Here is an 11,115-nt window from a genome sequence, read left to right on the forward strand (position 1 = left end):
GGGCGCGGGCGGACTCTGCGCACCGCGACGATCAGGCGCCGGCGGACTCGGCGAGCAGCCGCTCGATGAGTTGCGCCGCCTGGCCGAAATACGCACCGCCGAACAGCGTGGCGTGATTCATGACGTGATACAGCTGGTAAAGGCGCACGCGGCGCTCACGACCGGGTGCGGGGGCCAGCACCTCATCGTAGGCCGCAAAGAAATCCGGGGCGAAGCCGCCGAACAGGCGGGCCATCGCGAGATCGCACTCCGCATCGCCGTAATGCACGGCCGGGTCGAACACCACCGGCCCGCCCTGCGGATCCGCCGCGCGATTGCCGCTCCACAGGTCGCCATGCAAGAGCGCCGGCGCCGGTCGCCGCCCGGCCAGCAAGGCGGGCACGTGCGCCTGCAGGCGCCGCGCCTGTACCACCAGCGACGGCGGCCAGCCGGCCCGCGCACCCATCTCGGCCTGCGCACCGATGCGCCGCGTGGCGAAGAACTCAGCCCAGTCGTCGCTGCGGGCATTGGGCTGCGGCGTCGCGCCGATGGCGTTGTCGCGTCGCCAGCCGAAGAAAGCGCCGCCCGCCAGGTGCTGCTGCGCGAGGGCCGTGCCGAGCGCTGCATCCGAGCGTGAAGTCGGGGAGCGCAGCTCGAGCCATTCCAGCGCCAGCCAGGACGTGCCGTTCGCGGTACCGCCGGCGAGCACCGCCGGCACGCGTAGAAAACCCGCCTCGTGCAGCCCGGCCAGCCCATCGGCCTCCGCTTCCAGCTGCCAGCCCGACGACGCCGGACAGCTCTTCAGGAACAGGGGGCCGTCGGCGCCGTCGAGACGCGTGGCGGCGTGGATGCAACCCCCGCCGACAGGCCGGGCGCTGGATGGGTCGAGGGCGAATCCCGCATCGCCGAGCGCCGCGATGACGGCGTCGAGTTCAGTCAAGGGTCAGCGTCGCGCCGGCGCGATGCGACAACCATCCCGCCCCGGCAGGCGCGACGCCGTCGGGTGCGATGCCGCTGAGGCGTGCGTGCAACGGACTCTTGCGCGGGAAATGCGCCAGCAGGTATTCCATCTGGTCGGCCAGCACCCGGCGCCCCTTCAGGTAGATGTACTCGGCATAGGTCGGCTGGAAGGGCACGGCGAGCAGTTGCATGCCGGCCTGCTCGGGCGTCCTGCCGGCCTTGTGGTTGTTGCAGCGACGACAGGCGGTGACGACATTGGTCCAGCAGTCCCGTCCGCCGCGGGACAGGGGCGTCACGTGATCGCGCGACAGGTCCACGACCAGGAAATGTTCGCCGCAATAAAGACAGAGGTTGGCGTCGCGACGAAACAGCGTGGGATTGTTGAGCGGCGGTGAATAGGCCTCCGAGGCCGGGTAGGCGGCGCCGTGGCCGTAGGTCGCGATGATGCTCGACACCTCGACCACGGTACGATTGCCGGTGCGGGCGTTGATGCCGCCGCGCAGGCGGAACAATGGCCGCCCGCACTCGTAGGCCACCTGTTCCATGTGGTACAGGCGCACGGCGCACCGGTAGTCGACCCACTCGAGGGGCATGCCGGCCACATCGGTGCGCAGGATCTGTTGGCTCAGGGATGCTCCCATGGCGAACTCGTTCCCTACACGCGGCCTTGCCGTTGCCCGTGTTATTCCAGAAGGCCGGGCGAAAATCAATCGGGAGGCAACATCCCCGAATCTTGCTGTACACTCAGTCGCCGTAAGAATAAGGGCGGACTGACGCCCGGGGGAGGCTGCCGATGGCTATTGTCGTTGGGGCCCTGCGCGAGACCGCTGCAGGGGAGACACGTTCGCCGCTGGTACCGGAAGTCGCGAAGAAACTCGCGGCGCTCGGCGCCACCGTCTGCGCCGAGCACGGCGTCGCGGAAGCGGCCCGCATTCCCGACAGCCGCTTCGAAGGCGTCGAGTTCCTCGGCCGCGAGGAAGTCGTCAGCCGCGCCGACGTGCTGATCGCCGTGAACCCGCCGCCGCTGGAAGTCGCCTCGGGCCTGCGCGAGAACGCCCTGCTCATCGGCCTGTTGCAACCGCATCGCTCCGACGAGCTGGTCGCCCTGCTGCGCGACCGCAAGATCACCAGCTTTTCCATGGAACTCGTGCCCCGCATCTCGCGGGCCCAGTCCATGGACGCGCTCTCTTCGCAGGCGGCGGTCGCCGGCTACCGGGCCGTGCTGATCGGCGCCACCCAGCTCGACAAGTTCTTCCCGATGCTGACCACCGCCGCCGGCACCATTCGCCCGGCGAAGGTGCTGGTCATCGGCGCCGGCGTCGCCGGACTGCAGGCCATCGCCACCGCCAAGCGCCTCGGCGCCATCGTCGAGGGCTATGACGTCCGCTCCGCGACCCGCGAACAGGTCCAGTCCCTGGGCGCCAAGTTCGTCGATACGGGGATCAGCGCGGAGGGCGCCGGCGGCTATGCGCGCGAACTCACCGACGAAGAGAAGGCGAAGCAGGCCGGCATCCTGGCCGATCACGTCGCCGCGGCAGACGTCGTCATCACCACGGCCTCGATCCCCGGCCGCACCGCACCGCGCATCATCGACGCCGAAACCGTGGGGCGCATGCAGCCCGGCTCCGTGATCGTCGATCTCGCCGCGGAATCCGGCGGCAACTGCGCGCTGACCAGGGCGGGCGAGACCGTCGACGTCGGCGGCGTGCAGGTGGTCGGCCCGGTCAACCTGCCCGCTTCGCTGGGACGACATGCCAGCGAAATGTACGCGAAGAACATCTACAACTTCCTCTCCCCGGCCATCAGCGAGGGTGAACTCGTGCTGGACTGGAAGGACGAGGTATTCGCCGGTAGCGTCCTGACGCACGACGGGCGGATCGGCCACGACGCTACTCGCGAGCGGATTGAGGCAGCCAGCGGAGGACAGACGCAATGATCGGCGGAATCGAGGGGTTTTTCATCGCGCTCTACATCTTCATGCTCGCCGCCTTCACCGGCTACGAGATCATCGCCCGCGTACCGGTCATCCTGCATACGCCGCTGATGTCCGGCTCCAATTTCGTGCACGGTATCGTGCTGGTGGGGTGCATGGTCGCGCTCGGCACGGCCGAGACGCTGGCGGGCCAGGTCATCGGCTTCCTCGGCGTCGTGCTCGGTGCGGGCAACGCGGTCGGCGGCTACGTGGTGACGGAGCGAATGCTCGAGATGTTCAAGGCCAGCGGGGAGCGCAAGTAATGGGCTTCGCGACCTTCATGATCAAGGCGAGCTATTTCGTCGCGGCGTTGCTGTTCATCATCGGGCTGAAGCGCATGAGTTCCCCGCGCACCGCGCGTGGCGGCGTCGTATGGGCCGGCTGGGGCATGGTGCTCGCGACGGTCGTGACGTTCTTCTGGCCAGGCATGAGCGCATTCAACATCGGGTTGATCCTGGTTGCCATCCTGCTCGGTGGCGGACTCGCCTGGTGGACCGGCAAAAAGGTCGCGATGACCGACATGCCGCAGATGATCGCGCTGTACAACGGCATGGGCGGCGGCGCCGCCGGGGCCATCGCAGCGGTGACCCTTTACAAGGGCGCGCCGGACTCGCTCACGGTCGGCTTACTGGCGGTGCTCGGCGGCCTGATCGGTTCGGTGTCGTTCTCCGGCAGCCTGATCGCCTTTGCCAAGTTGCAGGGCTGGATGAAAAAGCCGATCCGCTTCCGCACCGTGAACCAGGTCAACGCGGTGCTGCTGCTGGGCTCGTTGATCATCGGCCTGTTCCTGCTCGGCAACTACCCCGCCCACACCACGCTGGTGACGCTGTTCTTCGTGCTGGCGCTGGTGGCCGGCATCATGCTCACCAGCCCGATCGGCGGGGCCGACATGCCGGTGGTGATCTCGCTGTACAACGCCCTGACCGGGCTGGCCGTCGCCTTCAAGGGCTTCGTGCTGGACAACGAGGCCATGATCATCGCGGGCACCGTCGTGGGCGCGGCCGGCACCCTCCTGACGCAGCTGATGGCCAAGGCGATGAACCGCTCGCTGGCCAGCGTGCTGTTCAGCGCCTTCGGCGACGAGTCGGTGGACAGCGGGGAGGTCGAGGGCAGCCTCAAGCCCATCGAGAGCTCCGACGCCGGCATCATGATGGCCTTCTCGGACCGGGTCATCATCATCCCCGGCTACGGCCTGGCGGTCGCCCAGGCGCAGCACAAGGTCTGGGAACTGGCCCAGCTGCTGCAGTCGAAAGGCGTGAAGGTCCGCTTCGCCATCCACCCCGTCGCCGGGCGGATGCCCGGCCACATGAACGTGCTGCTCGCGGAAGCCGGCGTACCCTATGACCTGATCGCCGACCTCGACGAGATCAATCCCGATTTCGACACCACCGACGTGGCGCTGGTCATCGGCGCCAACGACGTGGTCAACCCGGTGGCGCGCACGGATCCGTCCAGCCCGATCTACGGCATGCCGATCCTGAACGCCGACAAGGCGAAGAACGTCATCGTGATCAAGCGCGGCAAGGGCAAGGGCTTCTCCGGGATCGAGAACCGCCTCTTCTATCTCGACAACACCCGCATGCTCTACGGCGACGGCCAGGCGGCGGTCTCGGAACTGATCCACGCGATCAAGGCCAGCTGAGGCGCCCGGAGGCCAAGAGAAGCGGCGGGCGCGAGCGGCGTTTCTCGTCGCTCGCGCCCTTTCCGGAGCCCCATTTGCCCGGTCGCGGCGAGCCTTTACAAGGGCTTGGGAAGGTGCCGCAGGCTACGTACTCCGCGCACTTATTCACAACACCCTGAAAATACCGTGTCAAAACCGTGTCGCCGAACAAAGCACCACAACAAGGAACCGGAACTGACTGATTATCATGACATTTTGTCTATGATTATTTTTTGACCAAACTAAGTGCCCCCTTGAAGTGACGCGGACCGCACCACTATTCCGACCACTCTTCCACAGAGTTATCCACAGCTTCTGTGGACAACTCGAGACGCCCCAATGGGGTGCGTGCTCTTGACCATCCTGAAGGTGGCCATCGACGCTCCGCTGGACACGCTGTTCGACTACCTGGCGCCTGAAACCGGCCCGCTTCCGCCGCCCGGTTCCCGGGTCCGGGTGCCGTTCGGGCGACGTCGCCCGGTCGGGCTCGTGATGGCCCATGGGGAGACCTCCGAGGTCCCCGTCGAGCGTCTCAAGCCGGTGCTCGAGACGCTCGATACGGCGCCGCTGTTCGACACCGAGCTGCTGCGGCTCATCGCGTGGACCGCCCGCTATTACCAGGCGGCCCCCGGGGGCGTTGCGGCCACGGCCATGCCCGCCCCCTTGCGCCAGGGCAAGCCATTGCCGGAGCCCCCCGCGAGGCTCGTCGCTCGGGGTCCTGCGCCGGACGCCATGCACCGGCGTGCGCCGAAACAAGCGGCATTGCTCGACCTGCTTGCAGCCAGGCCGCGGCGAACCGACGATCCGGACCTGCCACCGGGGTGGCGCGCCGGCGCGGCGCGCCTGGCCGCCAGGGGCCTCGTGGAATTCGAGACCGAACCGCTCGCGGCCGCCTGGGCCGACGCCATTGCCGGCCCACCTCTCAATGCGGCCCAGTCCACGGCGGCGGCCGCCATCGTCGCCGACCTGGGCCGCTTTTCCGCGCGTCTCCTGTTCGGCGTCACCGGCAGCGGCAAGACCGAGATCTACCTCACCGCTGCCGCCGAATGCCTGCGGCGTGGGCTCCAGGTGCTCGTCCTGGTGCCCGAGATCGGGCTGACGCCGCAACTGGTGCAACGCTTCGCGAGCCGCCTCGGGGCGCCGGTCGCAGTGCTGCATTCGGGTCTGTCCGCCACGGACCGCCTGGTCGCGTGGAACGATGCGCGCAGCGGCCGTGCCGCGGTCGTGATCGGCACCCGCTCGGCGGTGTTCGTCCCCCTCGCGCGTCCCGGGCTCATCGTCGTGGACGAGGAACACGATCCCTCGCTCCGCCAGCACGAGGGCCTGCGCTACTCGGCACGCGACCTGGCGGTGATGCGCGCGAGCCTGGCGGAGCTGCCGGTGGTGCTGGGCTCCGCCACCCCCTCGCTCGAGACCCTGCGGCACGCACGCGACGGGCGCTACAGCCTGTCGCTGCTGCCCGACCGCCCGGGGGGCGCGGTGCAGCCACGGGTAACGCTGGTGGACCTGCGCCGCCACCCGGCCGTCGAAGGCCTCTCGGCGCCGCTGCTGCAGTCCATGCGCTCGCACCTGGAGGCCGGCGGCCAGGTGATGCTGTTTCTCAACCGGCGCGGGTTTGCGCCCGCGCTGTTCTGTACGTCGTGCGGCTGGGTGGCGGAGTGCCGGCACTGCGATGCCCGCTACACCTGGCATCGCCGGATCCAGCGGCTGCGCTGCCATCACTGCGGGGACGAAACCGGCTTGCCTGCGGCATGCCTGCAGTGCGGCGCCGACCTGCGTCCGGTGGGCGAGGGCACCGAGCGGCTGGAGGACGCGCTTGCACGGCACTTCCCCGCGGTGAAGATCGCCCGCATCGATCGCGACAGCACGCGCCAGCGGGGCGCCGTGGAAAGAATTCTCGACGACGTCCGCGACGGTCACACCAGAATCCTCATCGGGACCCAGATGATGGCCAAGGGTCACGATTTCCCCGAGGTCACGCTGGTCGGGGTGGTCAACGCCGACCAGGGATTGTTCGGCACCGATTTCCGCGCTGGTGAAAGACTCGCCCAGACGCTGGTCCAGGTGTCGGGCCGGGCCGGGCGGGCGGAACGTCCGGGCGAGGTGCTTGTGCAGACGTCTTACCCGGAGCATCCGCTGTTGCAATGCCTCCTGTCGGGCGGCTATGAAGCTTTTGCCGAGGCGGCGCTCGAGGAACGCCGGACAGCCGGGTGGCCGCCCTACAGTCACCTGGCGATCCTGCGCGCCGAAGCCACGCGACCCGAACGCGCGATGACCTTCCTCGCGGCATGCCGGCGCGCGACCGCGGCACCTGAGGGCGTCGCCGTGCTCGGCCCGGCGCCTGCGCCGATGGAAAAGCGCGGCGGTCGCTGGCGCGCCCAGCTGCTGTTGCAGTCGGCGGAGAGACCCGCGCTGCACCAGGCCCTTGCCGCGTTCCGGGGACTCGCAACGGATCTCCCGGAAGCGCGCGGCGTGCGCTGTTTCTTCGAAGTCGATCCCCAGGACCTCTTCTGAGCGACCGCCATGACCCGCGACGGCCGCGGGACGTTACAATGACCGGCTAATCGTCTACCCAGTCGGGGACTCCCGAATTGAAGAAACAGATCGAAGGCTTGCTCGCCGAGGCGCTGGCCGCGCTGCACGCCCAGTTCCCGCAGATCGTCATGCCCGAGACCCGCGTGGAACGCGCCCGCGATCCGCGGCACGGCGATTTCGCCACCAACGCCGCGCTGCTGCTGGCCAAGCCGGCCGGGATGAATCCCCGCGAACTCGCCGAACGCATCGTCGCCCTGCTGCCGCAGTCGGAAATGATCGAAAGCGTCTCGATCGCCGGACCGGGATTCATCAATTTTCGCCTCGGCAAGCGCGCCTTCGAAGAGGAAACCGCTGCCATACTCGCGCAGGGCGAGGCCTACGGCCGATCGGAGCTCGGCGCCGGCCGGCGGGTGCTGCTCGAATTCGTGTCGGCGAACCCGACGGGGCCTTTGCACGTGGGACATGGTCGCCATGCCGCCTATGGCGCCTCGGTCGGTAACCTGCTGGAGGCCACCGGCTACCGGGTGCACCGCGAGTACTACGTCAATGACGCGGGCCGGCAGATGGACATCCTCGCGGCCAGCGTGTGGCTGCGTTACCTCGAAGCGTTCGGCGCACAGTTCGCGTTCCCGGCGAACGGTTACCGCGGCGGCTACATCCAGCCGATCGCCGACAAGCTCGTCGCCCGCGAACACGATCGCCTCCGCCGGCCCGTCGAGGACGTCTTCGCCAACCTGCCGCCGGACGCTCCCGAAGGCGACAAGGACGAGTACATCGACGCCGTGGTCGCACGAATGCGCGAGCTGCTCGGCGACGCGGACTACCGTGCGGTGCACGGGCTCGGCCTGGACGAGATCCTGGCCGACATACGCGACGACCTGGCGGACTTCGGCGTCACCTTCGACGAGTGGTTCCCGGAACGCAGCCTGACGGACCTCGGGCTCGTCGCCGAGTGCATCGACCGCCTCAAGTCCGACGGCCACGCCTATGAGAAGGAGGGCGCCCTGTGGTTCCGCGCGAGCGAACTCGGGGACGAGAAGGACCGGGTGCTGGTCCGGGACAACGGCCAGACGACGTACATCGCCTCGGACATCGCGTACCACCTCGGCAAGCGCCAGCGAGGCCACGACGTGCTGCTCGATATCCTCGGCGCGGATCATCACGGCTACGTGGCCCGCGTGCGCGCGGGACTGGAGGCGATGGGCGAGCCCCCCGACAGCCTGGAAGTGCGCCTCGTGCAGTTCGCCATCCTTTATCGCGGCGGCGAAAAAGTGCAGATGTCCACCCGCTCGGGCGAGTTCGTGACGTTGCGTGAGCTGCGCGAGGAAGTCGGCAACGATGCGGCGCGGCTGTTCTACGTGCTCCGCTCGAACGAGCAGCACCTCGACTTCGACCTCGAGCTGGCGAAATCGCGCAGCAACGAAAACCCGGTCTATTACATCCAGTACGCCCATGCGCGCGTGCGCAGCGTCTTTCGCCAGCTGGTGGAGAAAGATCTTCCCTGGAGCACGGCGGACGGCATCGCCCAACTCCACCGGCTCTCCAGCGACCACGAGCGCGTGCTGATGGCGACCCTGGGACGATTCCCCGAGGTGGTCGAACTGTCCGCCGCCAACCGTGCGCCGCAGAACGTCGTCCACTACCTGCGGGAACTCGCCCAGGATTTCCACACCTGGTACAACGCCGAGACCTTCCTGGTCGATGACGCCGCGTTGCGGGCCGCGCGCCTTGCGCTGGCGGAGGCGACGCGCCAGGTGATCGCCAACGGCCTTGCTCTCGTCGGCGTGAACGCCCCGGAGTCGATGTAGGCATGGCCCGCGACTACAAACGGCGCCAGCGGACCCGCAAGCCGCCGACGCCGGGCTGGATGTGGTTCCTCGGCGGGCTCGCGGTGGGGTTGTCCGTGGCACTTTTCATCTACCTGCGCGATGCGGGTCCCGGCCCCGAGGGCGCGCCGGTGGCGACGCGCGCGACACAACCCGCAGACACAGCCGACCCGTCCGCCGGCGCCGGCGACGCGCCCGGCGCCGACTCGCCGACCGAAGGCGGCTTCGACTTCTATACGATGCTTCCCGGCCTCGAGGTCATCGTGCCGCAGGAAGACACGCGAGCGCGCGATGCACCGGAGGCGGGCGCGATGCAGGCCACCGCACTGGCGCCGGGGCGTTACTGGATACAGGCGGGATCGTTTCGCAGCTACCGGGACGCCGACCGCCGCAAGGCGGAGCTGGCCCTGCTGGGCCTTGGCTCCAGCATCCAGGACGTAGCCATCGACGGCCAGACCTGGCACCGTGTTCGGGTCGGGCCATTGCCGGATGCTGCACGGGCCGAGGCGATGCGTCAGCGGCTCGCGGACAATGGCATCGGCGCACTGGCATTGCGGGAGCGCGAGGAGCCCTAGGCTCGCCGGCGTCAGGTCTCGCCGGCGCTAGATATCCGTGGGGAAAACCAGGCGCGTGGTGAACGTGCTGAGGAACTCCAGCAACGCTTCCAGCGGCTCCGCGCTGCGGACGCGAATCATCGCATAGCCTTCCTGGCTGTCGAATGCCACGATCTTGCCGGCAATCCGCTGCCGTGTCCGCTCGCCGCCGCTCTCGGCCGGAATCTCGACCTCCAGGTCGACGTGCGTGCCGGGTGAAAATTCCCGCTGGTCCGGCGGAAAGTCCTCGTAGGGAACCCGCAGCTGGCAGCCGCAGAGGCTCACGTCGCGCACCATCGCCCGCTGCACGGCATGCTCGCCGATGCTTCCCTGGCACGGCAGGTGGCAGCTGATGCGGGGATGCTCCCGCAGGCCGTGCGTCTGGATTTTCTTCGGCCACGCCACCACCGTCAGTTGGGCGGGCGAATGCAGCCGGCGCAGGACCGGCGCGCGGAATCCCACCACGAGGCCGTCGTTGACGAAGCGGATCGTAAGAGTGTCTTCCGTCGAGAACGGTGCCGTCATGCCGACCGGGATATCGGTCTCGGGCGTCTCGATGATGATCAACTGGCCCTCGAGATGCCCGACCACCGTCGACCAGAGCCGCCCCGACATCAACGCGCTCTCCAGGCCGATGCGTGTACCCACGGGAGGCATGGGAATCACGGCGAGTTCCGCCTCCGGCTCGCGCAAGGCGCCAGCAGCAGATCGCATTTCAGTCTCGGCCATCATCCTCGGTCCAGCTCGTCTTTGTCGCGAGGTTCGCCCCGCGATCACTTTTTACCCGCAGCCCCGATGGTGTGACGATGACCCAGATCACAGATTGTGCGTCGCGATAGAAATCCGCGCTTCAGGCCGCGTGCGCACCCCCGCGAAACCAGGTCACGACGAACCCGGCGATGCCCGCCGCCGCCAGCAACAAGCCGAAGGCCGGGAACAGCGTCGCCAGCGGCAAACCGAACGCCACGCCGGCCAGGGACCAGGACAGGCCGTCGGCACGGGGCGTGCCCGGCGCGGGCAGCCGGATACGACCCAGCAGGTGATCCAGGCTCAACTTGCCGGCTCCATTGAGGACCAGCGGGACGAGAATCACGGCAAACAGCAACGGCAGCTTGAAATTGCCGGCGCCGTCGTCGGAAATCGCATAGCCCTGCCAGAGCTCGCCCAGGCTGGACCAGCTGTCCGGCCAGTGGACTGCGGCGGTGGCGACGAAGGTCAGGATCAGCAGCGAGAATGCGAAAAAACGCGTGAACAGGCCCAGCACGAGGGCGAACGCCCCGACGATCTCGAACCACGTGGCCATGAACCAGCTGATGTCGGTGCTCACCACGCTGAACGGAAACGGGAAATTTTCCTGCACATGGGAGAACCAGTTGTCTCCGCGCAGTTTCTCGAAGCCGGCCTCGCCGAACTCCCAGGCCATGATGAGCCGCAGGAACAAGGGCGCCAGCCACTGTCCGAGACCTTCCAGGCGATCCGTCAATGCACGCCAGAGCGTCCCTGCAATACCCCGGGCGCCACCGCCCGCCGTTTCGTTCGCGATCGTCCATGCCATGTCTCGGGTCTCCTGTTCAGGTGTGGGTCGCGATA

General features: G+C 68.1%; 10 protein-coding genes. 6 read left to right on the forward strand and 4 right to left on the reverse strand.

The window, feature by feature from the left end; translation table 11 throughout:
• Positions 1-31: 31 nt before the first annotated feature.
• Both G6032_RS14895 and G6032_RS14900 read right to left on the reverse strand, forming a co-directional pair.
• Positions 32-919: a fructosamine kinase family protein gene (locus tag G6032_RS14895; RefSeq protein WP_165282956.1), complete on the reverse strand. Its 888-nt coding sequence runs from the start codon at positions 917-919 to the stop codon at positions 32-34.
• A complete protein-coding gene (locus G6032_RS14900) occupies positions 912-1,580 on the reverse strand; it encodes an HNH endonuclease (RefSeq protein WP_165282957.1) in 669 nt (222 codons plus the stop codon). Before G6032_RS14900 ends, G6032_RS14895 begins: the two co-directional genes overlap by 8 nt.
• Before the next feature lie 152 nt (positions 1,581-1,732).
• On the opposite strand from G6032_RS14900, the gene G6032_RS14905 reads away from it, so the two are divergent.
• From G6032_RS14905 to G6032_RS14930, 6 genes are all read left to right on the forward strand, one after another.
• Positions 1,733-2,875: an NAD(P) transhydrogenase subunit alpha gene (locus G6032_RS14905; protein ID WP_165282958.1), complete on the forward strand. Its 1,143-nt coding sequence runs from the start codon at positions 1,733-1,735 to the stop codon at positions 2,873-2,875.
• Positions 2,872-3,174, forward strand: coding sequence for an NAD(P) transhydrogenase subunit alpha (locus G6032_RS14910; RefSeq protein ID WP_165282959.1), 303 nt, complete (start codon positions 2,872-2,874; stop codon positions 3,172-3,174). The genes G6032_RS14905 and G6032_RS14910 overlap by 4 nt, the downstream gene beginning before the upstream one ends.
• Positions 3,174-4,553 carry an NAD(P)(+) transhydrogenase (Re/Si-specific) subunit beta gene (locus G6032_RS14915; protein WP_165282960.1) on the forward strand — a complete coding sequence of 460 codons (1,380 nt, stop codon included), beginning with the start codon at positions 3,174-3,176 and terminating at the stop codon, positions 4,551-4,553. Before G6032_RS14910 ends, G6032_RS14915 begins: the two co-directional genes overlap by 1 nt.
• Before the next feature lie 366 nt (positions 4,554-4,919).
• Positions 4,920-7,085: a primosomal protein N' gene (locus tag G6032_RS14920; RefSeq protein ID WP_346763836.1), complete on the forward strand. Its 2,166-nt coding sequence runs from the start codon at positions 4,920-4,922 to the stop codon at positions 7,083-7,085.
• A gap of 77 nt (positions 7,086-7,162) precedes the next feature.
• A complete protein-coding gene (gene argS / locus G6032_RS14925) occupies positions 7,163-8,914 on the forward strand; it encodes an arginine--tRNA ligase (RefSeq protein ID WP_165282962.1) in 1,752 nt (583 codons plus the stop codon).
• A gap of 2 nt (positions 8,915-8,916) precedes the next feature.
• Positions 8,917-9,507 (forward strand): SPOR domain-containing protein, encoded by a 591-nt coding sequence (locus G6032_RS14930; protein WP_165282963.1) that lies wholly within the window; start codon positions 8,917-8,919, stop codon positions 9,505-9,507.
• Between the two features lie 27 nt (positions 9,508-9,534).
• Here the strand turns inward: G6032_RS14930 and G6032_RS14935 are convergent, their stop codons facing one another.
• Complete coding sequence (locus G6032_RS14935) at positions 9,535-10,239, reverse strand: PilZ domain-containing protein (protein ID WP_165282964.1); 705 nt, start codon at positions 10,237-10,239, stop codon at positions 9,535-9,537.
• A gap of 136 nt (positions 10,240-10,375) precedes the next feature.
• Complete coding sequence (locus G6032_RS14940) at positions 10,376-11,080, reverse strand: DoxX family protein (RefSeq protein WP_165282965.1); 705 nt, start codon at positions 11,078-11,080, stop codon at positions 10,376-10,378.
• Positions 11,081-11,115 lie beyond the last annotated feature (35 nt).

The organism is Wenzhouxiangella sp. XN24, assembly GCF_011064545.1.
Lineage (GTDB): Bacteria > Pseudomonadota > Gammaproteobacteria > Steroidobacterales > XN24 > XN24.

Excerpts from the sequence above, each read along its gene's own strand:
- G6032_RS14900 (WP_165282957.1), bottom strand. The coding sequence starts at position 1,580 with ATGGGAGCATCCCTGAGCCAACAGATCCTGCGCACCGATGTGGCCGGC.
- G6032_RS14905 (WP_165282958.1), top strand. The coding sequence starts at position 1,733 with ATGGCTATTGTCGTTGGGGCCCTGCGCGAGACCGCTGCAGGGGAGACA.
- G6032_RS14910 (WP_165282959.1), top strand. The coding sequence starts at position 2,872 with ATGATCGGCGGAATCGAGGGGTTTTTCATCGCGCTCTACATCTTCATG.
- G6032_RS14915 (WP_165282960.1), top strand. The coding sequence starts at position 3,174 with ATGGGCTTCGCGACCTTCATGATCAAGGCGAGCTATTTCGTCGCGGCG.
- G6032_RS14930 (WP_165282963.1), top strand. The coding sequence starts at position 8,917 with ATGGCCCGCGACTACAAACGGCGCCAGCGGACCCGCAAGCCGCCGACG.
- G6032_RS14935 (WP_165282964.1), bottom strand. The coding sequence starts at position 10,239 with ATGCGATCTGCTGCTGGCGCCTTGCGCGAGCCGGAGGCGGAACTCGCC.
- G6032_RS14940 (WP_165282965.1), bottom strand. The coding sequence starts at position 11,080 with ATGGCATGGACGATCGCGAACGAAACGGCGGGCGGTGGCGCCCGGGGT.